At 45.5% G+C, this 25,523-nt stretch carries 18 protein-coding genes; 11 read left to right on the forward strand and 7 right to left on the reverse strand.

Annotation, left to right across the window (positions count from 1 at the left end):
- Nucleotides 1–13: 13 nt before the first annotated feature.
- The 4 genes from JHD69_RS00315 to JHD69_RS00330 form a co-directional block, all read right to left on the reverse strand.
- Nucleotides 14–496, reverse strand: coding sequence for a DUF5684 domain-containing protein (locus JHD69_RS00315; RefSeq protein ID WP_199136111.1), 483 nt, complete (start codon nucleotides 494–496; stop codon nucleotides 14–16).
- Between the two features lie 132 nt (nucleotides 497–628).
- On the reverse strand, nucleotides 629–1,687 hold the full coding sequence (locus JHD69_RS00320; RefSeq protein WP_199136113.1) for a serine hydrolase: 1,059 nt from the start codon (nucleotides 1,685–1,687) through the stop codon (nucleotides 629–631).
- 1 nt (nucleotide 1,688) lies between these two features.
- Nucleotides 1,689–2,417, reverse strand: coding sequence for a lipoyl(octanoyl) transferase LipB (gene lipB, locus JHD69_RS00325; RefSeq protein ID WP_199136115.1), 729 nt, complete (start codon nucleotides 2,415–2,417; stop codon nucleotides 1,689–1,691).
- An 11-nt stretch (nucleotides 2,418–2,428) separates the two neighbouring features.
- Nucleotides 2,429–3,070: a 4'-phosphopantetheinyl transferase family protein gene (locus JHD69_RS00330; protein ID WP_199136117.1), complete on the reverse strand. Its 642-nt coding sequence runs from the start codon at nucleotides 3,068–3,070 to the stop codon at nucleotides 2,429–2,431.
- A 67-nt stretch (nucleotides 3,071–3,137) separates the two neighbouring features.
- Here JHD69_RS00330 and dcd point away from each other — a divergent pair, with 67 nt between their 5' ends.
- From dcd to JHD69_RS00365, 7 genes are all read left to right on the forward strand, one after another.
- Entirely contained in the window at nucleotides 3,138–3,674 is a 537-nt protein-coding gene (gene dcd / locus JHD69_RS00335; RefSeq protein ID WP_199136119.1) for a dCTP deaminase, read from the forward strand.
- 81 nt (nucleotides 3,675–3,755) lie between these two features.
- On the forward strand, nucleotides 3,756–6,458 hold the full coding sequence (locus JHD69_RS00340; RefSeq protein ID WP_199136121.1) for a carboxypeptidase-like regulatory domain-containing protein: 2,703 nt from the start codon (nucleotides 3,756–3,758) through the stop codon (nucleotides 6,456–6,458).
- A gap of 12 nt (nucleotides 6,459–6,470) precedes the next feature.
- Complete coding sequence (locus JHD69_RS00345) at nucleotides 6,471–8,894, forward strand: TonB-dependent receptor plug domain-containing protein (RefSeq protein ID WP_199136123.1); 2,424 nt, start codon at nucleotides 6,471–6,473, stop codon at nucleotides 8,892–8,894.
- Nucleotides 8,895–8,900: 6 nt separating this feature from the next.
- The gene (locus JHD69_RS00350) at nucleotides 8,901–9,665 is read left to right on the forward strand and encodes an enoyl-CoA hydratase/isomerase family protein (RefSeq protein ID WP_199136125.1); all 765 of its coding nucleotides are present in this window, start codon (nucleotides 8,901–8,903) and stop codon (nucleotides 9,663–9,665) included.
- 83 nt (nucleotides 9,666–9,748) lie between these two features.
- Entirely contained in the window at nucleotides 9,749–10,624 is an 876-nt protein-coding gene (locus JHD69_RS00355) for an SDR family oxidoreductase (protein ID WP_199136127.1), read from the forward strand.
- Nucleotides 10,625–10,645: 21 nt separating this feature from the next.
- Nucleotides 10,646–13,396 carry a hypothetical protein gene (locus JHD69_RS00360; RefSeq protein ID WP_199136129.1) on the forward strand — a complete coding sequence of 917 codons (2,751 nt, stop codon included), beginning with the start codon at nucleotides 10,646–10,648 and terminating at the stop codon, nucleotides 13,394–13,396.
- 106 nt (nucleotides 13,397–13,502) lie between these two features.
- Complete coding sequence (locus JHD69_RS00365) at nucleotides 13,503–16,241, forward strand: hypothetical protein (protein WP_199136131.1); 2,739 nt, start codon at nucleotides 13,503–13,505, stop codon at nucleotides 16,239–16,241.
- Between the two features lie 3 nt (nucleotides 16,242–16,244).
- Here JHD69_RS00365 and JHD69_RS00370 read toward each other — a convergent pair whose 3' ends face one another.
- Both JHD69_RS00370 and JHD69_RS00375 read right to left on the reverse strand, forming a co-directional pair.
- Complete coding sequence (locus tag JHD69_RS00370; RefSeq protein WP_199136133.1) at nucleotides 16,245–17,186, reverse strand: Smr/MutS family protein; 942 nt, start codon at nucleotides 17,184–17,186, stop codon at nucleotides 16,245–16,247.
- Nucleotides 17,187–17,250: 64 nt separating this feature from the next.
- On the reverse strand, nucleotides 17,251–18,297 hold the full coding sequence (locus JHD69_RS00375) for a 3-oxoacyl-ACP synthase III family protein (RefSeq protein ID WP_199136135.1): 1,047 nt from the start codon (nucleotides 18,295–18,297) through the stop codon (nucleotides 17,251–17,253).
- A gap of 135 nt (nucleotides 18,298–18,432) precedes the next feature.
- Here JHD69_RS00375 and JHD69_RS00380 point away from each other — a divergent pair, with 135 nt between their 5' ends.
- Complete coding sequence (locus JHD69_RS00380; RefSeq protein ID WP_199136137.1) at nucleotides 18,433–18,714, forward strand: ATP-dependent Clp protease adaptor ClpS; 282 nt, start codon at nucleotides 18,433–18,435, stop codon at nucleotides 18,712–18,714.
- 445 nt (nucleotides 18,715–19,159) lie between these two features.
- On the opposite strand, the gene JHD69_RS00385 is transcribed toward JHD69_RS00380, so the two are convergent.
- A complete protein-coding gene (locus tag JHD69_RS00385) occupies nucleotides 19,160–19,762 on the reverse strand; it encodes a thioredoxin family protein (protein WP_199136139.1) in 603 nt (200 codons plus the stop codon).
- A 100-nt stretch (nucleotides 19,763–19,862) separates the two neighbouring features.
- Between JHD69_RS00385 and JHD69_RS00390 the strand changes: the two genes are divergently transcribed.
- The 3 genes from JHD69_RS00390 (at nucleotide 19,863) to JHD69_RS00400 (ending at nucleotide 25,522) form a co-directional block, all read left to right on the forward strand.
- Entirely contained in the window at nucleotides 19,863–22,355 is a 2,493-nt protein-coding gene (locus JHD69_RS00390) for an outer membrane beta-barrel family protein (protein ID WP_199136141.1), read from the forward strand.
- A gap of 21 nt (nucleotides 22,356–22,376) precedes the next feature.
- Nucleotides 22,377–24,791: an outer membrane beta-barrel protein gene (locus tag JHD69_RS00395; protein WP_233165594.1), complete on the forward strand. Its 2,415-nt coding sequence runs from the start codon at nucleotides 22,377–22,379 to the stop codon at nucleotides 24,789–24,791.
- A gap of 176 nt (nucleotides 24,792–24,967) precedes the next feature.
- Entirely contained in the window at nucleotides 24,968–25,522 is a 555-nt protein-coding gene (locus tag JHD69_RS00400; protein WP_199136143.1) for an NUDIX domain-containing protein, read from the forward strand.
- Nucleotide 25,523 lies beyond the last annotated feature (1 nt).

Raw genomic sequence — 25,523 nt, forward strand, 5'->3', positions numbered from 1 at the left:
AACTTCAATTGCACTAGGCTTGTGGCTGGCTTGGTGGCGAAGGTGGCTGGTTAAATGGTCCGTTAGGATTGTTGAACGGATTGTTTCCGAAAGGATTTTGTGCCTCTGCTGCCGAAGGGCCCAAATATTTGGCATCGCCGAAACCCAGGATAGGCCAGAAAATAAAACCCAAAAAGAACAGGCCAACAGTAAAGCCTTCGCTTTTGCCATAGCTTTTGCTCATTAAATTAAGCACCCAGATACAAAACACAAAGTTTACACAAGGTATTATGCACCACAACAACCAAATAGAAGGTTTGCCTACAATTTCAATCATTACATAAATATTGTAAATGGGAATGAGGGCTGCCCAGCCTGGTTTACCGGCTTTTTCAAAGGTTTTCCACATGCCGGCAATCGAAATAATGCCCAAGGCAAGGGAAATTAGCCAAAATGTTAAAAAAATGCCCGCAAATATGCTCGCACCTGCGCCTGAGTAATCTGATGAATAATCCATAGTTTTTTAGTTTTTAGTTTAACTTAAAATTAGGGGTTCTATTCAAACAACAAAATTAATCAAGGTTATTTTTCTTAACACTAACCACTGACTATAAGCAAATTACACCAACCCCTCAATCAAAAAACGGTCTTAATGCAAGGCTACGGCCAGTTTTTTCCTGAAATTGGCATCGGTAAGTATGCTGGCTTCAAAGTCGGCAAAATGTTTATTGACCATGGCATTTTCTTTCGCATCGAGGTTATTGAAGAAAAAGGCACAAGCTATTTTGGCCCCGTTTTTGGCACTGGCGTAAAAGGCATCGGTAAGCACAAAAGCCGTTGAGCCGCCTTTTTGGCCCAAGTGGTTAAACATGGCCTGGTTGCCCGGATAAGCCATGGGCCATTCCATGATGCTTTCGAGCACGCTTTGCACTTTTGGTTCAAAAAACTTGCCATTCAGGATTTTTTGCATCAGCTGGGCATAATCGTAAGTAGTAGCGCCTACTAGCCTGTCCGACCAAACCTTTTGCACCGATAAAGGAAGGCGCGCAAAGCTAAACTGTTTCACATAGTTGGGATCTGCCTTAAGTTTGCGGTGGGCTTCCTCGCATTTTTTGGCATAGGCTGCCAAAGGCATAGTGCTCAATTCCGTGATCCATGCTTCGTTGCTTTTGCCTTCGGGCCGAAGCGTGGCCATAGTAGCGCCGGCCGTAAAATAATACAAAGGCTGGTGCGATTTGAGCTGCAATGCTGCCAAGTTTTTATTGATAAGGGCCAGGCCTAACAAATCCTGCAGGTATTCGGTATTGGCATTAGAACTGAATTTGATCATCCCTTGGGCCACCTGAAGCAAAGTTACGCTATCGGCAGCCGATTTGCCTATCGATTTGAGCCAACTGGGATGTGCCTGCCCATCGGTGTTGGGAATATAGTATTTTGCCAGGTCTTGCACGGCAACTTTTGTTGCTGGCGATATTTTTTTTGTGGCTACCTGTTTGGCAAAGGTAATGGCAATAATGGTTTTGGCAGCGCTGGCCAAGGGCATTACCTGATTGCTGTTCCAGCTAACGGTAGTTTGGCCACCTTCTATCAAATAAATCGATGCCTTTTGGGGATTCTGCTGGATGAAGCTAACCAATTCGTCCAGGTTTTGGGCCCGGGCAGTTAAACCTGCCAACAAAAATAGGCAACCAAGCCACCACTTTTTCATATCAAACCAATTCCATTTTAAACAAGGTGGCAATATGGCCCTTTAATTTTTCCTTTACTTCGGCGATGTCCACTTCCCTGCCCAATTCGCGTTGCAGCGAGGTTACATCCTTATCGTCGATGCCACAAGGCACAATATTTTTAAAGTAATCGAGGTTGGCATTCACATTAAAGGCAAAGCCATGCATGGTTACCCAACGGCTACAACGTACGCCCAGGGCACATATTTTACGGGCTTTTTCCTGATCGGCATCCAGCCAAACCCCGGTATAGCCCGGGTAGCGCCCAGCTTTAATGCCATAATCGGCCAAAGTGAGGATTACTGCTTCTTCGAGTGTTCTCAGGTACAGGTGGATATCGGTAAAAAAATGGTCGAGATCGAGTATCGGGTAACCCACAAGCTGGCCAGGGCCATGGTAGGTAATATCGCCGCCCCGGTTAATCTTGTAATAGGCCGCTTCTTTGGCCCGGAGGCCTTCCTCGTCGAGCAACAGGTTTTCGGGATGCCCACTTTTGCCTAGGGTATAAACATGCTTGTGTTCGCAAAACACCAGATAATCGGGGGTTGGAATAGCCGTAGCTTCGGTTCTGTTTTGGGTTTTAAGGGCAACGGTTTGGCCAAAAAGCTCTTCCTGTTTGTCCCAAGCCTCCTGATAATCGATCAGGCCCCAATCCAAAAACTTAACCTTTACCTTGTTGGCCAGCTCATGTGCCGTGCTTTTGTTTTCCATAAACTTGTTCCTCAGGCCACCACATAGCCCAACATATAGCCATCTTTGGTTTTAAAATAGCTCACGGTCAGCTCTTGGGTACCTTCAGGCAAATCGACCAAAGCTTGTAGCGAACCTTCTTTTTTTAGTTTGAACGGCTTGATATGGATATGCTGCTTAAATTCCAGTCCTTTTTTGCCGTGCCACTTGTAAATGGCCTCTTTGGCACACCAGCTTACATAAAGGCCATCGGTATTATCGCCAATCTGCTTTTGGGCCAGCTCTACATCCGAAAGAAACTTATGCTTGATGCTTTTGATCTTATGCTTGATGAGCTCGATATCAACCCCTACCTTCCTGTCTTTGCCCACAATTACGGCAGCGTAGTCGTAAGAATGGCTCAGCGAAATATGAGTGTCCGAATTAACCAGGTAAGGTTTGCCATGTTCGTCCATGCGGCAGTCGATATAGTCGGCCGTGTTGAGCATGGTGCGCAACAATACCCTCGTACCCAGCCAATGCAGGGCTCTTTTTCCGTTGCTTAGCGAAGCGATTACATCCAGTTCGTGCTGCTTAAGCTGCAGGCTGGCCAGAAGCTCTTCTTCGGTTTCTTCGATTTTCCATACAGCCAGTATGGTTTGGTCATCAATTTTTCTATTAAAAACTATTGGCATCTCTTATTTAGAAAATCAATACAAAAGTATCTTAAATTAATCATAATTTAGTCCAAAACTTCATAAAATGATACTCTCAGACAAACTGATACTTGAGGAAATAGATAAGGGCACCATTATTATAGAGCCATTCCATATCGATTGTTTGGGCACCAACTCCTACGACGTACATTTGGGCAAATATTTGGCCACCTACAAAGACCGCGTACTCGATGCCAAGGCCCACAACCAGATAGACCATTTCGAAATCCCGAAAGAGGGATTTGTACTGCAACCCGGTACGCTTTACCTGGGCGTAACCCTCGAATACACCGAAACCCATGCACATGTTCCTTTTTTAGAGGGCAAAAGCAGCACCGGCCGTTTGGGCATCGACATTCATGCCACCGCCGGCAAGGGCGATGTAGGCTTTTGCAATACCTGGACTTTGGAAATTTCTTGTGCGCAACCCGTTAGGGTTTATGCCGGCATGCCTATTGGCCAATTGATTTACTTTGTGGTAGAAGGCCGCATCGGCAACCTATACAACACCAAAAACAACGCCAAATACAACAACAAAACCACCAAGCCCGTAGAAAGCATGATGTGGAAGAACACTTTTTAGCAATCAACTAACTTTTTAATTCTTTATATTTTAATAAAGCCTTAGGTTTTTGTAACTTAAGGCTTTATTACTTTATTTTCGATGAAAAGGAATCTGCTTATCTTATCCATTGCCTTGCTGGCCTTGTTTGGCCTTTCTGCTTTCACTACAGACGACGATCCGTTTGCCGCACTGCTCAAGAAGCTCGAAGAGTACACTAAAAAATATCCGCAAGAAAAAATATACCTGCATTTGGACAAACCTTATTATGCCATTGGCGACAATATCTGGTTTAAGGCCTATGTAGTAGATACCAAAACATCGGAACCCTCTACCATCAGCAACATTTTATATGTAGAGCTGATCAACGAGCGCGACTCCATCAAAAAGCAGCTCAAATTACCTATGCAGAGCGGCATTACCTGGGGCGACTTTAAGCTGACCGATTCGCTAAGCGAAGGCAATTACCGCATCAGGGCCTACACCCAATGGATGCGCAACGCCGGCCCCGATTTCTTTTTCGACAAAACCATCAAAATCGGGAACTCTTGGGCCAATAAGGTATTTACCAAAACCAAAGACGTACTGAGCACCGAAAACAGTGCCGAGAAAGTAAGCAGCACCATTCAGTTTACCGACAAAGACAATAAGCCTTACGCCGCCTGCGAGGTGGCCTACGAAGTCCAACTAAGCGCAAGAAGCATTGCAAAAGGCAAAGCCACCACCAATGGCAATGGCGAAATTGTAATTGGCTACACCAACACGCAGCCCGGTCTTTACAAATCGGGTAGGATTACAGCCACCATTACCCTGCCCAACAAACAAAAAATAGTTAAAAACATCCCCATCAAAACCACGGCTAAAGGCACAGATGTACAGTTTTTTCCAGAAGGCGGTGGCTTGGTAGAAGGTTTGCCTAGCAAAGTAGCCATCAAGGCGGTCAGCTCAAATGGCCTTGGCGAAAACGTTCAGGGCTCTGTAGTAGATAATGACGGCACAGAGCTGCTCAAGTTTGAAACCACCTACCTGGGTATGGGTTCTTTCATCTTAAGTCCGATTGCCGGCAAAACCTACACCGCCAAAATCAAACTGGCCGATGGAACAGAAAAAAGCACGGTGCTCCCTAAAGCGGCCAGCAGTGGTTATGTCATGGCTGTCAACAATATTGACACCGGCAAAATGGCCATTAAAGTTATGATGACAGAAGACTTGGTCAACAAAGGCGAGCTCAAATTGGTAGCCCAGCACAACGGCAATGTATATTTTACCACCAAGCTGCCAACCGCTAGGCAATTGGTTTCCGTTAGCGCTCCAAAGGCCGAATTTCCATCGGGCATTGTGCAATTGACCCTTTTTACTCCCGATAACCAGCCTGTTTGCGAACGCTTGGCTTTTGTAAACAACCCGAGCGACAAAATTGAAGTAAACGCACAAAACCTGAAACCAAGCTATGACAAACGGGGTAATGTCGACTTTAACTTTAACGTTACCCACGAGGCTAAGCCCGTACAAGGCAGCTTTTCGGTTTCGGTAACCAATGCTTCTGCCGTAACACCCGATTTAGACAACGAAAGCAATATCCTGACCCGCTTGCTCCTTACGGCCGACCTTATCGGTTATGTAGAAAAACCAAACCATTATTTCCTCAGCAACGACACCAAAACCCGCACCGAATTAGACAACCTGTTGCTTACCCAAGGCTGGAGAAAAATAAGTTGGAAAAGCCTGGCGAACAACCAGGAGCCGACGATTACCTACCAGCCCGAAAAAAACATGAAAATTAGCGGCATCATTACCAAAGGCGGCAAGCCTGTACCAAATGGCAAGGTATCGCTATTTTCTTCGTCGGGAGGCTTGTTTGCCATTGATACCCTAAGCGATGCCAAAGGCAGGTTCAATTTTGATCAGATCTCTTTTGGCGACAGCACCAAATTTGTGGTTCAGGCACGTACAGACAAGAACAACAAAAACGTACAGATAGACCTAGACATTGTTCCCGGACAAATCGTGACCCCCAACAAAAACACCGGCGACATTGAGGTAAACGTTAACGAAAGCCTGATGCCTTATTTGGCCGAAAGCGGCCGTTATTTTGACGAGCAGAGCAAAAGAGGGCTTTTAGACCGTACCATTATGCTCGACGAGGTTAAAATCGTAGAGAAGAAAAATCCGGCACCCAACTCGTCAAACCTTAACGGCGCCGGCCATGCCGATCAGGTGTTTACCGAAAAAGACCTAGAAACCGCATTTTCGCTATCGCAATTTCTTTCGGGCCGCATTGCTGGCGTAACCGTGAGCAACGGCAAGGCCTACATGATGCGTTCGGGCGGGCTTAATGGCCGCACGCCAATGGCTATTGTTTTAGACGGCATGAACATGGGCGATGATTTTGACCTCGACAATATTGTGGTGCAAGATGTAGAAAGTGTAGAAGTATTGAAAAGCATTGCCAATACCGCTATTTACGGCATGAACGGAGGCAGCGGCGTATTGGTGATCACCTCAAAACGCGGAGGCGCTAGCAGCAGCTACAACAGGTATGCGCCAGGCATTGTAACCTATGCGCCAAAAGGATTTTATACCGTAAGAACGTTCTATTCGCCTAAATACAATGCCACCCAAGACAGCAAGCCCGATTTGCGAACAACAGTTTATTGGAACCCGCAGGTAGTTTCAGATGCCACCGGAAAGGCCAACATCAACTATTTCAATACCGACCAGTCGGGAACTTTCAGAATTGTGATAGAAGGGATCGACAACCTCGGAAATCTTGCGCGAAAAGTATACACCTATACCGTTAACTAACCTAAATCTAACATGTTATCCAATCTCAAGTTAAAGCTTTCACTGCTTAGCGTTTTGGCCATTGCCTGCCTGAGCTTTAATTATCCCGACGATCCCCTAGAAAAAATACTCAAACAGTTGGCCAAGCTAACAGCCACTTACCCACAAGAAAAAATACACCTGCAAACAGACAAACCTTACTATGCAGCTGGCGAAACCATTTTTATGAAGGCCTATTTGGTTACTGCCGAAAAGAACGAACCCTCTTTTTTAAGCGCTGTGCTGTATGTAGAACTGATCGATGCCAAAAACAACATCAAGAAAAAGATCACCTTGCCTGTTGACAAAGGCACGGCCTTCGGAAACTTGAACCTAGCCGACTCACTGGCCTCGGGCACCTACAGGATACGTGCCTACACCAATTACATGCGAAATTACGATGACCATTTCTTTTTTCAGAAATCGTTCAACATCGGTAACGTAAACGAAACCGGCACCGCCAAAACCAATGAAAAGGCACAGGCATTCGACCTGCAGTTTTTCCCTGAAGGAGGTACGATGCTCAATAACGTAAGGACAAAAGTTGGTGTTAAAGCAGTAGCGGCCAATGGCTTTGGCCTTAACCTATCGGGTTATATTGAAAACTCCAAAAAGGAAAAAGTGGCTCAGTTTGCTACCGAGCACGCTGGAATGGGCATATTTGCCCTGATGCCACAAGCCGGAGAGCAATATACCGCAGTGGTGGTGAACAGCACCGGACAAACCAAAACATTCGAGTTGCCACAAGCCTACAACAGTGGCCATGCACTGGCCATTAACATGGCCGGCGACAACATCAGCATACGCGTGGCCAGTACACCAGATTTGGCTACCGGAAAAGATTTATATATAATTGCCCAAGCAAATGGAGTGGTTTATGCCTCTTTTCCCATCAAGGCAGAAAGCGCGAACGTATCGGTTACCACACGCAAAAGCACGTTTCCTACAGGTATTGTCCAGTTTACGCTTTTCGATTCGGATAGTAAACCCATAGCCGAACGCCTGGTTTTTGTTAACCATCAAGATGCCCTGAAAATAAACATCAACGACATCAAATCTGCCCATACCAAATCTAAAACAGAACTCGATTTCACGGTGAGCGATGCCAACGAAAATCCGACAGACGGTAATTTTTCGGTAGCCATAACCGATATGGGCAAAGTGCCTTTCGACGAGGATCAGGAAACTACGATCCTGTCTAACCTATTGCTGACCTCCGACCTGAAAGGTTACGTAGAAAAACCCAACTACTACTTCAATAACGTAACCGACGAGAAAGCGAGGCAACTAGACAACCTCATGCTTACCCAAGGCTGGCGAAGGTTTATTTGGAAAGATATTCAGGAAGACAAAATGCCTGTGCTTAACTATCGGATAGAAAAAAGCCTCGAAATTGGAGGCACCATTGTTTACGATGCAAACAAAAAGCCAGTGCCTAATGCCAAGGTGACTCTCCTCTCGACCACCAAAAACTTCACCATGATTTTAGATACCGTGGCCGATGCCAATGGCAGGTTTATTTTCGACAGGCTCGACCTTCCAGACAGCGTAACCTTTATTATGCAGGCCAAAAGCAAAAACGAAAGCGATAATGTATTGATTAGGCTTAATGGCTCGCCTAACGTTTCAAGCAGTTTTGATGGCCAATCATTTAACCTGACACAATACCTCGAGGAAACCAGAAAACGCTATGCCGACCTCAAAAAATACAATCTGCTCGATGGCGCCATACAGCTTAACGAGGTAAATATCAAGGCCAAGAAATCGCCTATCCCGGTCAACCCCATCAGAGGTTCCAAAAATTTGGCAGGCCAGGCAGACTATGTCATTACCAAAGAAAAACTAAAGTACCAAACTAGCTTGGAACAGGCTTTTTTGAGTATTCCGGGCATCATGCTTTATGGAGGCAACTATGTACGCTCCAGCTTCCGCACGGTTTCTATTACCTCGGCCCTTCCAAAACCAGTAATGGTCTTGTTGGATGGCGTTCGGATTGGCCAGGATAAGATCAAGGATATCCCGCCAGGCACGGTAGAAGGCATAGAGGTGCTCAGCTCGAACTACAATACCGTTCTTTACGGCCAAGACGGCTATTGGGGCGTAGTTTTGATTACCACCAAACAGCTGGACGAATTAGAAACCGTAACTACTTTCAATAAAATCAGGCTATCTAACAGGGGCTTTGCTACCGTAAAGGAATTTTACATGCCCAACTACGACGACCCAAAAGTCAATAAGGAAATGGAAGACCTGAGAACTACTGTTTTTTGGCAGCCAAACCTCAACAGCGACATCAAGGGCAAAGCCAAGCTCAGCTATTTTAATGCCGGAAGCCCTGGTACTTACAGGGTTATCGTAGAAGGCATGGATGCTTTTGGTAATTTGGGCAGAAAAGTATATACTTATGAAGTAAAATAAGAACCCATGAACACAATTGAAACAAGCATAAAAGACGGTTTGGCCATCATTACCCTGAACAGGGGCAAATCAAACTCCATGAACCGCGAAATGGTAACCGAACTGACCGACATGCTGCACCATATCGAAAACGACAGCCATATCGGCGGCGTCGTGATTACCGGAAAGGAGCATTTTTTCTCGGCCGGATTAGATTTAATCGAGCTTTACAATTACAACGAGGAAGAAGCCAAAAGCTTTTGGCATTTATTCCTGGATTTTGTAGCCAAGATCACGGCTTTTAAAAAACCATTGGTAGCGGCCATAAATGGCCATAGTCCTGCAGGCGGCTGCGTTATAGCCTTGGCTTGCGATGCGCGGGTAATGGCCGAAGGCAAATACATTATTGGATTAAATGAAGTTCCGGTAGGCATCATCGTACCCAACAGTATTTTTAACCTGTACGCCTTTTGGCTGGGCAAAGCCTCGGCATCAAGACATCTTTTAGAAGGAAAGCTGTTTAGTCCGGATGAAGCCCTAAATGTGGGTTTGGTAGACGAATTGGTCAAACCCGAAAGCATTTTAACCGCAGCCGAACGCAAAGCGAGAAAATACATGGCTTTTGAACGCAATACCTGGCAACAGAGCAAAACCAACATCCGCAAGGAATTGATTGCCAGCACCAGTGCCGACCAAAGTGCCGACCTTGAAGTAATGCTGAAACAATGGTGGGCACCGACAACCAGAAGCATTCTCAAAACCATTATAGACGGCCTGCAAAAGAAAGCATAGCCTTTGTAAGGCCCCGTGGGCCAACAATACGGCAACTTAACAATTGAACAATTAAAGCAATCCACTAATTCAGTCATAAAGCCATGTACAACGAACCGATGTTAAAAGATGATGCCCTCAAAGGAAAAACCATTGTAGTAACCGGTGGAGGCACCGGCTTGGGTCGTGCCATGGGCACCTATTTCTTAAAGCTGGGTGCCAATTTGGTTATTACCAGCCGCAAACTAGAAGTGCTCCAAAAAACAGCCAATGAAATGGAAGCTGAAACCAGGGGCAAAGTGTTGGCCGTACAATGCGATGTGCGCGACTATGCCCAGGTAGAAGAAGTGCTGGCACAAACCCTGCAGAAATTTGGCAGCGTAGAAGGCTTGTTGAACAATGCGGCCGGCAATTTCATTTCGCCAACCGAGCGGCTATCGGCCAACGCTTTTTCGAGCATTATCGACATTGTGCTTAAAGGTACCGTAAATTGTACCTTGGCTTTTGGCAAGCATTGGATTGCGCAAAAACAACCCGCTACGGTTCTCAACATCGTAACCACTTACGCCTTTACAGGCTCGGCCTATGTGGTGCCTTCGGCTTGTGCCAAAGGTGGCGTACTGGCCCTTACCCGCTCGCTGGCCGTAGAATGGGGCAAATATGGCATCCGCACCAACGCCATTGCGCCTGGTCCATTTCCTACCAAAGGTGCCTGGGACAGGTTATTGCCTGGCGATTTGGCCAAAAAATTCGATTTCAAAAACCGTGTACCCCTTAAACGCGTGGGCGAAAATCAGGAATTGGCCAATTTGGCTGCCTTTTTAATGAGCGATTTTTCGGGCTACATCAATGGCGAGGTCATTTCAATTGATGGTGGCGAATGGCTGCAAGGTGCAGGACAGATGAACGGGCTCGAAGCCATTCCGACCGAAATGTGGGATATGCTCGAACAAATGACCCGATCGGCAAAGGGGAGTTAGCCTTCTTAAAATCTTCAATCCATGAAAAATGCTCGCCTATATCTTCTCATCCCCTATCTGCTCTTGATTTCGATGGGCTCACTTGCCCAAGATACGAAGCCACCCACGTCAATAACCAACAAGATCGAAAAATACTATGCGCTTTTTCCTTCAGAGAAGATCTACTTATCATTTGACAAGCCCTATTATACGATTGGAGATACGCTGTGGTTCAAATCAATTTTGCTCAATTCAGACCACAGTGTGAATACCAGAAGCGACAAGCTCTATGTAGAACTTTTTAACGACAGCAGCCAGCTGGTTGAAAGAAGAGTGGTGGCACTGGACAATGGGCTTGGATTTGGCCAGTTTCCCTTAAGCCAAAAGCTAACCGATGGAAGCTACAGCATACGGGCCTACACCAATTGGCAACAGAATTTTGGTGTGGATGCTTATTTTCTAAAGAACTTTTACATTGGCAATGCCAGCAACAAAACCTGGCTCATCACTTCAAACCAGAAGATTACGACCGAAAACGGCAAAAGAAGCCTCGACATCAAGGCGAGCCTTACCAATCTGCGCAATGAGCCTTCCGGCTATTTAGATTTGGAAATCTACCTAATGAATGGCAACAAAAAAGTGATGCGCACCGAGTTGCAAACAGATCAGGGAGGTTTTTTTGATGCAAAATTACCCTTACCAACCGACAACCTGAACAGCAATTACAGCTTTTTGATAACCGATAAAAAAGACAAGCTGAGAAGGGCAATTTTGCCTTTAACCCTAAATGACCTTGCCGAAATAGATCTGCAATTTATGCCCGAAGGGGGTTACTTGGTAGCGGGCATTTATAACAAAGTGGCTTTTAAGGCCATTGGTGCAGATGGGTTGAGCCGAAACATAAGCGGCAAGATCATTAATGCCAAAAATGAGCAGTTAACTACGTTTGCCAGCCAACATCAAGGAATGGGCAACTTTTTTTTATTGCCGCAAAAAGGCGAAACCTATACGGCTGTGTTTAATGTAAATGGCAAGGAACAAAAAGTACCGTTGCCATCGGCTCAAGCAGAAGGTACTACTTTGCGGATAGACCACACCTCTAAATCAGATTCTTTATATGTGTTTATCAGGGCAAGCGAAGGGAAAAGAATTGACCAGGAATACGAGCTTGTGGCACAAGCAGCTGACAGCCTCATTTTCGCGACCAGAATTAATCTCAAAAATGGCTTCAGCAATCTAAAACTAGCAAAAAATGGCTTTCCTGATGGCATTGTTCATTTTACGCTCTTCTCTCCCGATCAGCAACCGCTTAACGAACGAAATACATTCATCAACTTCAAACAGCAAATCAAGTTATCGATAACTCAAGGTATTTCCTCCAAACCAAAAGACAGTATTTCGCTATCCATTCATGCTACAGACGAGAACAACAACCCAATCAAAGGTACATTTTCTATAGCCATAACCGACAATGCGCAGGTAAAACTGCCTGTTAATGGCGATAATATTGTCACTTATTTCTTATTGCAAAGCAATTTGAAAGGAAACATCGAAGATGCCGACTGGTATTTTAGAAACCAGGGTGGCGACGCTCGGGTTGCTTTGGATAATCTATTGCTTACCCAAGGATGGATCGGGTACAATTGGAATGAGGTTCTCAAGAAACAAGCAAGCCCCAAATTTATCGCAGAAAATGGCAACAAGATTACAGGAAGGTTAACCAACCTGCTCAACAAACCAGTGGCCGCGATGAGGCTTACGCTGCTTTCTTTGGGTAAGGATATACTCATTACAGATACCATCAGCAACTTGGATGGCGGTTTTACCTTTAGCAACCTGCCACGCTTAGATAGCGCCTCCTATGCCATCAAAATTAAAAATGCAGCAGGAAAAGCCTCTGCGGCCAAGATAAGTGTAAATGAATTTGTTCCCCCGCTTCCAATTGGTCTCGCCGAAAAAACAAATCCTTGGTACGTTAACAGCGACAGTACTGCGCTGAAGCATTTTCTTAACGGAAAAGAAAAGGTGAAACAGAACGAAACAATAATGTTCCCCCTAAGCGGAACCACCTTAAAAGAAGTAGAAATTAAAGGCGTTAATCCAAATATAGCCTACGAAGTAGCCTGGGATGCCAAGATTTATAAATCCATTACAGAAGAGGAGTTGAAAAAAACGCCACGCAAAACACTACTCAATCTTTTGACCGAAAGATTTAGCGGGTTTAAGATAAGCGACCGCTGGTATCCCAACTGCAGCACTGGCGCAGAACGCTTCTTATTTGTGGAATATGTAATCGGCTTGAATATTATTAATTCTATTCGGATAGACAAAATCAGTACAACTAAAGTATCGTCAATGGCAGGCCCACAAGCTTGGTTCGAAGTTAACAAACAGCTTTTCAATTATTTGAGTGCAGAAGATATCAAAAGTATCCAACTTTATAAGGGCTGTGCATTTTATTATCTTGAAATTACTACGCGGAGCGGAAATGGGCCTTGGGAGGCCACAAGCCAAGGCAACTATGTGTACAGGCCTTTGCCCTTAAGTCCGGCAAAAGAGTTTTACAGTCCAAAATATACCACTGAAAGTAAAAACGACCTGCCCGATTTGCGGTCGACCATTTATTGGAATGCCCATGTCATAACCGATGAAAACGGAAAGGCCAGCGTTTCGTTCTATGCGGCCGATAAGCCTAGCACTTACACCGTAAAAGCAGAAGGAACGGATTTAATGGGCAGGTTTGGCTATCAGAAGGCCATCATCCAAGTGGCAGACAAACCAAAATCAAAATAGAGATTTTGCAAAGGATTAGGCAAGTGAAGTAGAAAATACCCCTACCGAGTATAGGGTCTTTTAGAACAAATGAATAGAGTAATCAAAGAAAGCTAAAACACCGCTTATGAAACTTAAATCTTTCATCCTGTTTGCCCTACTGGGTTGCTGTGACGCAACAAAAATGTGGGCACAAGAAACAAGGGCTTCCGTAAGCAACTTGGTGCAAGCGCATTACAGCCTGTTTCCGACAGAAAAAGCCTACCTCACTTTTGACAAACCCTACTATAGCGCCGGCGATACGCTTTGGTTCAAATCTTTGCTGCTCAATGCAGACCACAACATCAATACCCGAAGCGATAGGCTGTACGTTGAGCTTTTTAACGACAGCAGCCAGCTGGTTGAACGGCTGGTGCTTCCCTTAAACAACGGGCTCGGTTTTGGACAGTTTGCACTCGATCCGAAGCTTGCCGATGGGAGCTACAGCATTAGGGCCTACACCAACTGGCAACAGAACCTTGGCGCCGATTTTTATTTCTCGAAAAGCTTTTACATTGGCAACGCAACCGACAAAACCTGGCTTTTAACTTCCAGCCAGCAACTTGTTGGCCAAGACGGCAAACGCAGCCTCGACATTAAAGCCCGGCTAAGCAACGTGAAAAACGAGGCGGCGGGCTACCGCGATTTGGAACTTTATTTGATGAACGGCCAAAAGCGGCTGATGCGCACCGAACTGCAAACCACTCAAGATGGCTTTTTCGATATAAAACTGCCTGCCGTCAACCTAAACCCTGGCTATAGCCTGCTTATCCTCGATAAAAAAGACAAATTGAAAAAAGCAATTTTACCTTTGGTTTTAAAAGACCCCGACAACCTCGACCTTCAATTTATGCCCGAAGGCGGCTATCTGGTTAACGACATCTATAACAAAATTGCGTTTAAGGCCATTGGTACCGATGGCTTGGGCCAGGAAATCAGTGGTAAAATTGTGAACAACAGAAAAGAACAATTGGGCACCTTTGCAAGTACACACCTCGGCATGGGCAATTTCTTCTTGCTGCCCAAAAAAGACGAGACTTATTTTGCCGTTTTTAACCTCAACGGGAAAGAAAAGCAAATGCCGTTGCCTTTGGCAAAGCCAGAAGGCACCACCTTAAGGATAGACCATTTGAATAAGCCAGATTCTTTGTATGTATTTGTAAAAGCTAGCCCAGCCAAAAGAACAGACCAAGCTTACGAACTGCTGGCACAGGTAGGCGACAGCATTATTTTGGCTACCAAGCTCAATCTCCAAAGCGGTTTCAGCAACCTCAAACTGCCAAAGGATATTTTTCCTGATGGCATCGTACATTTTACCCTCTTCTCTCCAGAAAAGCAACCCTTAAACGAACGCAATGCCTTTATCAATTTCAAGCAGCATATAAAGCTGGACTTCGAAACCAGGACAAGCTATAAAACCAAAGACAGCATTGCCATCGATATAACCGCAACCGACGAAAACGGGAAGCCGGTAAAGGGTACTTTTGCATTGGCCGTAACTGACGATGCGCAGGTGCAGCAACCGGCCAAAGCGGGCAACATCAATTCTTACTACCTTTTGCAGAGCAACCTTAAAGGCTTGGTAGAAGATGCCAGCTGGTATTTTAAGACCTTTGACGCACACAGCCAAGCCGCATTAGACCAGTTGATGCTTACCCAGGGCTGGGTAGGCTATGATTGGAATGAGATTTTAAAAAAACAGGAAAGCCCTAAATTCATCGCCGAAAACGGCAACAAGATTACCGGCAGGCTAACGGGCCTTTTCAATAAGCCCGTGCCCGATATCAGACTTACCCTGCTCTCTTTAGGCAAGGACGTACTGCTTACCGATACCGTTAGCAATAAGAATGGCGATTTCACTTTCGACAACCTGCCTTTGCTTGACAGTGCGGCCTACACCATTAAAATCAAAAATGCAAAGGGCAAAGTATCTTCGGCCAACATTGCCGTCAACGAATTTGTACCTGCCTTGCCCTTCGGACTTGCTCCAAAAGTAAATCCTTGGTACATAAACAGCGACAGTACGGCACTCAAATCCCTGCTGAATGCCAAAGAAAAAGTAAAGCAAAATGAACGCCTAATGGCACCCTTAACCGGCACTACCTTAAAAGAAGTAGAAATTAAGGGCGCTAACCCAAATATCACCTACGAAGTTGCCTGGGACGCGCGAATAAATCAGTTCATTACAGAAGAGGAGCTGAAAAAGGTTCCACGCAAAACCCTGCTCGACCTTTTAACAGAAAGGTTCAAGGGCTTTAAAGCAGGCAACTCCTGGTATCCATCTTGTTATTCAAGAATGGGCCATTATAGTTTTGACGAATATGTGATCGGAGCAAACCTTATTTTATCCATCAGGATAGACAAAATAAGCACCTATAAAGTTGTACAAGGCGCCGGCCCTAGAGAGTGGTTTGAAGCCAACAAACAAATCTTCAATTACCTCAATGCCGCCGACATTAAAAACATCCAGCTGTATAAGGGTTGTGTCTTTTATTACCTCGAAATTACCACGCGCAGCGGCAACGGTCCGTGGGTAGCTACGGCACCAGGCGTTTACGTATACAGGCCATTGCCATTAAGTTTGGGCAAAGAATTTTACAGTCCAAAATATACTGCCGACCATACCAGCACCGTGCCTGACCTACGCTCTACCATTTATTGGAACGCCAACGTAATAACCGACGAAAATGGCAAGGCCAGCGTTTCGTTTTATGCGGCCGATAAGCCAACGAGCTATACCATTAAAGCAGAAGGCACCGATTTATTGGGCAGGTTTGGGTTTAAACAAAGTCGGATCAACATTGTGAAGCCAACCGAATCAAAGTAAAAGCTATACCTTAAAAAATACTTCGGTAGCGCCATAACCAAACTTTTCCTTGCGGGCATCCATAAAGGTTCTTACCTGCGGGTGCTTGCTAACGGCTTGATGAAGGTGGTGCCTTAAAGTGCCATTGCCCACGCCGTGTATAAAAACGATGGATGGCAACTGATGCACAATGGCCGCATCGAGCAACTGGCGGAAATGTGCCAACTGGATATCGATGATTTCCGATTGGGAGAGAAACTGATGGTCGTCGCGCAGCTTTTCGATATGCAAGTCTACCTCTTGCGGCGGAACAGGCACAACGGGTCTTGGCGTTTCGCCCCTAAAAAAACTCTCTTTTAGTTTTTGTGGATCGATGAGGGGAGCAGGCTCATCCAGTTGTACCAACCAGCCATATTTATTGATTTCGGCGATTTGTTGCTTGGCCGAATTGAAGTCTTTGCTCCTGAATTTTTTGGTCAGGCTAAGTGGCGCTTTGGGTTTAAGGTTGCCTGTTGTAAAATACAAGACCTGGAAAATATATTGGGGCCAATTGTCTAAATCGCCCAAATTGGCGCTAAAGAGCTGCGTTTGTGCCTGAGGTGGCACTACACCTGCAAACTCTCCCCTATACTGCCCCTTCATATCTGTTTTTAGGGTAAGCAGCAATTGATAGGAACTGCGGTTAACCAAGGTAAAATGAGCCACTGAACTGGCTTTTGAATCTTCGGCTACTGCCAAAAAAGCGCCTTCTTCCTTAAAATCGGCTACTGCTTGCGCAGTTTGCTGAGGCTCATGCGCCTGTGTGGCTCCATGGCCGTGCACATGCGTAAGGTTAGCGCCAACAACCGGAATTTCGAAACCATCGGTATCGGTTACGCCAAAAGTTTGTGCATCAATCACCCGAGTAATATAGCCCTCACGCTTTTCGTCTACAAAACGGACGAAATCTCCTAATTTAAAGCTCATTGTTTTAGTTCAATTGTAAATGGGTTCATTTGGCTTCAGGCCAATTACTTCAGGTTGCATCAAACTACCACCTCAACAAGGCACTGGCCCAGGTAAAGCCCGAGCCAAAGGCGGCTAGGCAAACCAAATCGCCTTCCTTAATTTTACCGGCTTCCCAGGCTTCGCAAAGCGCAATAGGCACCGAGGCGGCCGTGGTATTGCCGTATTTCTGAATATTGTTGAATACCTGATCGTCGCGCAAGCCCAACAGCTGCTGTACATATTGGCTGATACGCAAATTGGCCTGATGAGGCACCAACAGGTCTATATCTTTAGCTTCGAGGTTATTTTTGGCCAAAGCCTCTTTAATCACCTCTGGAAATTTGACTACCGCTTTCTTGAACACAGCTGGTCCATCCATATAAGGCAGGGCCGCGCCACTTTCCAGCTGCTCGGTCGTCATGAACAAACCGCCCAGCTCCTGAGCTGGATAACCCGGCTTTTCAGGCATCCATTTATTGGCATGCGAACCGGGGTAAAACATGGCCAAAATCTCGGCATCGGCGCCATCGCTATGCAAATGTGTACTCAAAATGCCTTGTCCCTCTTTTTGTGTGGGCTGCAATACCACTGCGCCGGCACCATCGCCAAAAATAACCGATACATTGCGGCTACGGGTCTCGAAATCCATGGCAAAAGAATGTTTTTCGCTCCCTACCACTAGAATATTCTTATACATGCCGGTTTTAATGAACTGATCGGCTACCGAAAGTGCATACACAAAGCCCGAGCATTGGTTACGGATATCGAGGGCACCAATTTCCTTCATTTTCATTTCGCGTTGCAGCAACACGCCACACCCCGGGAAATAATAATCAGGGCTCAAGGTCGCAAAAATGATAAAATCGACATCCTGGGCAGTAATTCCGGCTCTGGCAATGGCCACTTTGGCCGCTTCGATACCCATGGTGGTGGTGGTTTCTCCCAGTCTGTCGGCAAAACGGCGTTCCTTGATCCCGGTACGTTCTTGGATCCATTCGTCGCTGGTTTCCATAAAGCGCGATAAATCGGTATTGGTATAAACATTTTTAGGCACGTAATAGCCTATTCCGGCAATTTTTGAGTGTTGCATGCTGAGTGGTTTGACAAACAAATGTAGTTATTTTTTGAGACGTATAGCTTCCTGCCTAATGCTCCGGCATCGGTCATTAATTTCATATCATACAACTTACATCTATATCTAGATACTATTTATTATTTTTGTAGCATGGCAACAGAAACCAAGGAAGAAACATTTACGCTAGACGAAATTCTCACTTCGCTGAAAACCATTCATCGCCTTATTCTCTGGAACGATGATGTGAATACTTTTGAGCATGTAATCTGGTGTATGATGAAATACCTTGACTACACGGAGGCACAGGGCGAAAAAATTGCCTGGGAAGTGCACAACAAAGGAAAATGCGCCATTTTAGAAGGTTCGTTTACCGAAATGGAAGTTTACCGCAAAATTCTGCAACAAGAAGGCTTAACGGTTACTGTCGATTAACGTTATTCCTTTACAACCAACGGCGAAGCACACAAATAAGAAAAGCCTTAATGGTTAACCTAATTTTAACCACCTTAGATGCCTCAGGCTAAACCCCAAAACATACGGCAAAAGAAAAGCCTGAATAACCTTAATGCCTTAATGGTTGGCCTAATTTTCAACCACCTTAGACGCCTCAGGCTAAACCCAAAGCATACGGCAAAAGAAAAGCCTGAATAACCTTAATGCCTTAATGGTTAGCCTAATTTTTAACCACCTTAGACCCTCAGGCTAAACCCAAAGCATGCGACAAAAGAAAAGCCTGAATAAGCTTAATGCTTTAATGGCTAGCCTAACTTCTAACCGCCCTAGGTATCTAAGAAATTCATTACAAAATCTTTAGAAAAAAGATTGAAATGTTCTTATTGGTTAAAAAACGCCCAAACAAAGCGACGAACACATTCGTCTATTTCAAATCAGCCAACAATTTGGCCAGCTCTGCTTGCGTACTTTGGGTTTTATCCTTGGCATACCAACCATGTAGTTGTTCGGCAACCAGCATCATATCGGAGTTTTCTTTCTTCCACTGCATCAATAAATCCTGAAGCACTTGAGGCCTTGGTCCCCATTTGGGCAAAACGAGTTCTTTTTGTTCGTTAAGTACCAAAAGTACCGGAATAGCCCTGCCGTTATTGGTGAGGTGGGCATCAATCAGTTCGAGATGTTGATCGCGCAGGACCAGCTTAAGGTCGAATTGATCGGGCGCATGTTCAACCAATTTGTTAATTACAGGTACAATTTGAGCTGCATCGCCACACCAGCCTTCGCTGATTACCAAAAAGTGGTACTTGCCTTTTACTTTGGCCATGGCCTCCAGAAGATCGTTACCCAGCACCGTGGTTTTGTCGACCCGGTTCATGCGTTGCACGTTCATCTTGGTATAATGCAACATGGCTTCCGAATGATCGGGGCCCGTAGTTTTGCCTTCGGCCAGGAGTTGGTTTACCAATTCGCGATAAGCAGTATAACTTAAACCTTCGTTATCAAAAATATTACCGTAATTTATCATGTTTTAGCTGTAATAAAATAGTTACGCCTCGTTTTTTTAAACTTTCTCATCCGACCTTTGTCTTCCAATTTAGGAAAAACTAAAAAAGAGCAAGATTTAGATGAAAAATAGTATCCGCAAAGTTCTGTTATTGACTTTAGCTATTTGTATTGTAACTGTAAAACTTTCTGCACAAACCAATAATATCGGCAAAATAACCGGAAAAATCATTGATGCACAAACCAATGAAACCATTCCGTTTGCTTCGGCCATGCTGATCGATAAAAAAACGAAAAACACCATCAAGCTGGTGCAAACCGATGTTGATGGTGTTTTTGCCATTACCAATATCCCCAAAGGCACCTTTACTTTCAAGGCCAGTTATGTGGGCTACCAAACCATGGTACGCGATTCGGTTACCATTTCAGATGCGGTTAAGGAAATCAGCCTGGGCAGCATCAGAATGAAAACCGCCAAAAGCAATGTTTTGAACGAGGTAACCGTTACCGCACCCAAAACAACCATGCAATTGGGTATCGACAAAAAGGTATTCTCTGTTGACCAAAGTTTGGTAAGCGAGGGTGGTTCTGCATCCGATCTTTTGCAAAACGTACCTTCGGTGCAAACCGATATCGACGGCAATGTAAGCCTGCGCGGTTCGTCGGGCGTAAAAGTGCTGATTGATGGCAAGCCTTCGTTAATTGCCGGCGGCGACGTGGCCCAGATCCTCAAATCCATCCCCGCCAGTTCAATCGAAAGCGTGGAGTTGATTACCAATCCATCGGCCAAGTACGATGCCGAAGGACAATCGGGTATCATCAACATTGTATTGAAAAGAAACAAGAAGCTGGGTTTTAATGGTTCTTTGGCTTTAACTGCCGGAAACCGCGATAATTACAACGCCAACACCAGCATGAGTTTTCAAAACAAACAAATAAACCTTTACGGCAATTACAGCTACCGCTATGGCAACCGTGTGGGTGGTGGCTACAACAACATCGCTTATTTTAATGGCACCGGGCCAACCGGCTATGCCAACCAGAATACCGATTCGAAAGGTTTGGAAAAAGGACATAACCTGAAGGCCGGACTGGATTATTACCTGGCCGAAAAAAGCGTATTGAGCTTCTCTACAGGGCTCAACATCAGAAACAACAACCAAAACGAGTTTTTGTCTATAGACCAGTTAGGCGCTAACCTTAATCCATTGGCACTCAGCCACCGCTCTAACGATAACAATGGCAAAGGCAACAGCTACGATTTGAACTTGGATTTTTCTCAGAAATTTAAAAAGCCTCGCGAAGAGCTTACGGCCAACATCAGTTTTTCGGAAGGCACGAACGATAATTTCCAGACCTACAACACCAACATTTACAACATTAACGGCAACCCGGTTAGCGGCACGCCCGACATCCAGCGCAACGACAGGGACGGACTGAACCGCAACTACAACGCGCAGGTAGACTATACCTTGCCTGTTGGCAAGTCAGGCAAAGTTGAAGCCGGCTACCGCAGCCAAATCCGTATTGCCGAAAGCTCTACCTATGCCGATGTATTAAGCCCTGTTGATGGCAATTACAATTTTAACTATTCGTTAAGCAACGAGTTCAACAGCAAAGACCAGGTACATGCCATTTATGTAAACTACCAGAACCAAATCAACAATTTTGGCTATCAATTTGGTTTAAGGGGCGAAGATGCGCGTTTAGATACCCGTTTAGGCGCTTACGACATCAACTCTAACTTGGCTTATACTCCAGGCAAAGTAGCTTATACCCGTTTATACCCAAGTGTTTTCCTTACCCAAAAGTTTAAGGGCGACCAACAGGTACAGTTGAGCTATAGCCGCAGGGTAAACAGGCCACGTGGCTGGGACACCAACCCTTTTCTTGATGTTTCAGACCCTTTAAACTACCGCCAAGGCAATGTAAACCTTAAACCTGAAGACGTACATGCTTTTGAGTTGAGCTATAGCAAATTCTGGAAAAAATTCTCTTTGGTTTCGTCGGCCTACATGCGCCAAACCAACGATGTGATCCAAAGGATCAGAACTGAACCTGATGCCAACGGAATTACCATCAGTACCCCACAAAACTTAACCCGCAGCATCGCCAGCGGCGTAGAGCTGATTGGTAAATTCGACCTGCTCAAAGCTTGGAACTTTACCGCCAACGTTAACCTTTACCAAAGCAAGATCGTGGGCGTTCCGGCATTTGGCATCGTAGAAAACTCGGGATTTAGCTACAACGCCAACTTAACCAACAACTTTGTATTGCCATACAGCATCACCCTGCAAATCAAAGGCGACTACCGCTCGCGCGAGGTGATGGCCCAAGGCATCAGAAAAGCGATGTACGGCATGGATGCAGGCGCCAAATACGACTTCAAAAACAAGAAAGCCAGTTTGAGCCTAAACATCAGGGACGTATTTTCGACCAGAAAATGGCAGATGACCCAAAACGGCAATACTTCATTGATTGATTTTAGCCGCTACATGCAAGGCACCATGGGCAACCTCACTTTTTCTTACCGTTTTGGAAAAACCAGTTTTGGCTTTAAGAAAACGAAAAAAAGCGATGATGAGGGTGGCAGACCAAACGAAGAAACCTTTTAATTGATTAGCTTAGCACCTACCTTGAAAATCCTGACATCCTTCTTGTTGCTTGTTGCTTGTTGCATGGCTGCTTTTGGCGCCAAAGCAGCAGAAAAGGGCATTATTCGAGGTAAGGTAATTGAGGAGGTAGGCGCTTTGCCTATTCCCTTTGCTGTAGTAGCCATTTTTGAGGGCGCCGCAGAACAGCCCTTGTCTACCATCCAAAGCGATGAAAACGGTATATTTAAATTCGTGAACCTCAAACCCGCCACTTACAGGCTAAGGGTAAGCTACGTGGGCTTTGCCAGTTTGGTGGTCAACGACATCATCATTACCGAAAAAGATTTCGACAAAAACCTGGGCAACCTGAAGCTCAGCAACGAACAGAGCAACCTGAACGAAGTGGTAATTACCGCCCCCAAACCGCTGGTAGAATTTGGCGCCGATGTGATTACCTATAACGTAGGCTCGTCGATACTGGCCGAGGGGAGCACCGCAACAGACATCCTCAAAAACGTACCAATGGTGCAGGTCGACATCGACGGCAACGCAACCATTGCAGGCAAAAGGAGTACCCGTGTTTTTATTGACGGCAAGCCTTCCGATTACATGACCTCCAACATTACCGACCTGCTCAACGTATTGCCTTCTGATGCCATCGAAAAAATAGAGGTCATGACCAATCCGCCTTCCAAATACTCGGGCGATGGCGAGGGTATCCTCAACATCGTAATGAAAAAGGGCTTCAAAGTCGGTTTTAACGGCAATATAGGTATAACCGCCGGCCTGCAGGGCAATACCAACACCAATGCCAATGCCTCCTACAGGGGCAAAAACTATAACCTGAATGGCAGCGCGGCCTATCGGCAGAACATCGGCAAAGGCAATAGCGAAAGCTACCGCACCAATTTCTTTCCCGATACTACTTTCTATTACAACCAGTTTAACAACAACCGCAACAAAAGCGACGGGGGTAATTTTAGGTTGGGGTTCGATTGGGACATTACGCCCAAGCAAAGCCTCCGCATCTCTACCAACTACAACATCAACAACAGCAATAGCCGTTCGGGCAACGATTTTTATTACCTCAATGAAGACCAGATAGCCACCCGCCTGCGCAACCAGCAGAACCTGGGCGACGGCAACAGCCATAACTTTGTTTTTAATGCCGATTACAACCTGCAAACCGATACCGTTGGAGGCAAGCTGACCATGGGCATTACCGCCAATACCAATGCCAACAACGACCTGCGTTCTTACAACCGCACCTATGCCTTTCCGGCCAACTTAAACCCAAGCCTGCAGCAGAACGACAACGAAATCAGTAACCAGGGACTGAACTTTAACCTCGATTATGACAAGCCGGTTTTTAAAAAGCGCGACCAGTTGGAACTGGGCATGGCCTTTAACTACCGCAAAAACGACAACGACCTGCTGGTGCAGAACTTCAATTACCAAACCGAACAGTACCTCACCAATAAAGCCCTCACCAATAAGTTTTTTTATAATGAACACATCCTGTCGGGTTATGCTTCCTATAATTTGAGGCTCAATGGCTGGGGTTTTAAAGGTGGATTGAGAGCTGAATACACCGATGTAAACTTCGACCTTTCTACAGGCGCCAATTACCATGTAGATCCTTACCTGAGCTTGTTCCCCAACGTATCAATCAACCATTACTTCAAAAAACGCTATAATTTCGGAGCGACCTACAGCGTACGCATCAACAGACCCCGAGAAAACACGTTGAACCCACAGGTTAACAATGCCGATACGCTGAATATTTCTTACGGCAATCCCGATCTTTCGCCGGCCTACACACACCAAATGGATTTCAGTTTTGGTGCCTTCGGACAAAAATGGTCGTTTACGCCACGTATTTCCTACTCAACCGCCAGGGGCGTAATCGAACGATACCGTATGGTCAAACCAAACGGCGTGTCAGAAAGCACTTTCGACAATGTAGGAACCAACCATGCTATTGCCTTGATGCTGATCGGTAACTTTAGGCCTACCAGCAAAATTTCTACCAATGGCAATTTCAGTATAATCCAGAGCCGGTACAGCTCTAAATTAAATTCTTCGTTAAACCGCGACGGATTGAGCTTAAGGGCTTCCTTGGGCTTTTCGATGCAATTGCCGTTCAAAACCGCTTTCGAGTCGTACGTAAACTACGCCAACAACATCAATGCGCAAGGCCGTAACAAAGGATCGATCAACAGCAGCTTCGGCGCCAGGAAAACCTTTTTTAAAAACACCCTGAGTGCACGCATCAGCACAAGCGACCCTTTTGGCCGCCGCAACAACAATTCGTTTAACCAAGGCACCAATTTCACCTCGCAGAGCTATTCTACTAACAACTCGAGCAATGTGAGCTTCAGCTTAAACTATCGCTTTACCAAAGTGAAAGTAAACAAGGTAACCATCCCACCTCCACCTGTACCCGTAAAGCAGTAGAAGAAGTTCACGGGTTCATTAGTCACAGGTTTATTGCTAACTGACAATTGTAAACTCAGTGCCCAACCTCAAATTACATTTTCCATCTTCCGTGTTCCAGCTTACCTCTGCGCCCTAACTAAAGACTATGGACTTCCCGACTATCGACTAACCGACTAAAATCGTATCTTGCAGCCATGGACAAGGATAATCCCTGGAAAATACTGGAAAGTCAAAAAATCTACGATAACAATTGGATTTCGCTTACCGAACATCAGGTAATTAACCCTGCTGGCGGTAAAGGTATTTATGGCGAGGTGCACTTTAAAAATACGGCCATTGGCATCATTCCTTTGGATACCGATTACAACACCTGGCTCGTTGGGCAATACCGATTTCCGATCAAGGCCTACAGCTGGGAGATTCCAGAAGGCGGAGGTTTATTGGGCATCCATCCCGAAGAAGGCGCCCGGCGAGAGCTGGCCGAAGAAACCGGATTAAGTGCCGGCCGTTTGACAGAAATCCAACGGATGCACCTTTCCAATTCTGTAAGCGACGAATTGGCAATCATTTATGTAGCCCAAGACCTCCAAATGGGCATGGCATCGCCCGAAGAAACCGAGGAACTGGTTATCCGCAAACTGCCGTTCGAAGAAGCTTTTCAGCTGGTTTTAGACGGAATCATTACGGACAGCATGAGCGTAGCAGGCATTTTAAAAACCAAGCTATTGATACAGGAGGGTAAAATTTAAT

It is taken from the genome of Pedobacter sp. ASV12 (assembly GCF_016429155.1).
In the GTDB taxonomy this organism is placed as follows: domain Bacteria; phylum Bacteroidota; class Bacteroidia; order Sphingobacteriales; family Sphingobacteriaceae; genus Pedobacter.

Excerpts from the sequence above, each read along its gene's own strand:
- JHD69_RS00365 (WP_199136131.1), top strand. The coding sequence starts at position 13,503 with ATGAAACTTAAATCTTTCATCCTGTTTGCCCTACTGGGTTGCTGTGAC.
- dcd (WP_199136119.1), top strand. The coding sequence starts at position 3,138 with ATGATACTCTCAGACAAACTGATACTTGAGGAAATAGATAAGGGCACC.
- JHD69_RS00330 (WP_199136117.1), bottom strand. The coding sequence starts at position 3,070 with ATGCCAATAGTTTTTAATAGAAAAATTGATGACCAAACCATACTGGCT.
- JHD69_RS00340 (WP_199136121.1), top strand. The coding sequence starts at position 3,756 with ATGAAAAGGAATCTGCTTATCTTATCCATTGCCTTGCTGGCCTTGTTT.
- JHD69_RS00345 (WP_199136123.1), top strand. The coding sequence starts at position 6,471 with ATGTTATCCAATCTCAAGTTAAAGCTTTCACTGCTTAGCGTTTTGGCC.
- JHD69_RS00315 (WP_199136111.1), bottom strand. The coding sequence starts at position 496 with ATGGATTATTCATCAGATTACTCAGGCGCAGGTGCGAGCATATTTGCG.
- lipB (WP_199136115.1), bottom strand. The coding sequence starts at position 2,417 with ATGGAAAACAAAAGCACGGCACATGAGCTGGCCAACAAGGTAAAGGTT.
- JHD69_RS00390 (WP_199136141.1), top strand. The coding sequence starts at position 19,863 with ATGAAAAATAGTATCCGCAAAGTTCTGTTATTGACTTTAGCTATTTGT.
- JHD69_RS00320 (WP_199136113.1), bottom strand. The coding sequence starts at position 1,687 with ATGAAAAAGTGGTGGCTTGGTTGCCTATTTTTGTTGGCAGGTTTAACT.
- JHD69_RS00355 (WP_199136127.1), top strand. The coding sequence starts at position 9,749 with ATGTACAACGAACCGATGTTAAAAGATGATGCCCTCAAAGGAAAAACC.
- JHD69_RS00350 (WP_199136125.1), top strand. The coding sequence starts at position 8,901 with ATGAACACAATTGAAACAAGCATAAAAGACGGTTTGGCCATCATTACC.
- JHD69_RS00375 (WP_199136135.1), bottom strand. The coding sequence starts at position 18,297 with ATGCAACACTCAAAAATTGCCGGAATAGGCTATTACGTGCCTAAAAAT.
- JHD69_RS00380 (WP_199136137.1), top strand. The coding sequence starts at position 18,433 with ATGGCAACAGAAACCAAGGAAGAAACATTTACGCTAGACGAAATTCTC.
- JHD69_RS00400 (WP_199136143.1), top strand. The coding sequence starts at position 24,968 with ATGGACAAGGATAATCCCTGGAAAATACTGGAAAGTCAAAAAATCTAC.
- JHD69_RS00360 (WP_199136129.1), top strand. The coding sequence starts at position 10,646 with ATGAAAAATGCTCGCCTATATCTTCTCATCCCCTATCTGCTCTTGATT.
- JHD69_RS00385 (WP_199136139.1), bottom strand. The coding sequence starts at position 19,762 with ATGATAAATTACGGTAATATTTTTGATAACGAAGGTTTAAGTTATACT.
- JHD69_RS00370 (WP_199136133.1), bottom strand. The coding sequence starts at position 17,186 with ATGAGCTTTAAATTAGGAGATTTCGTCCGTTTTGTAGACGAAAAGCGT.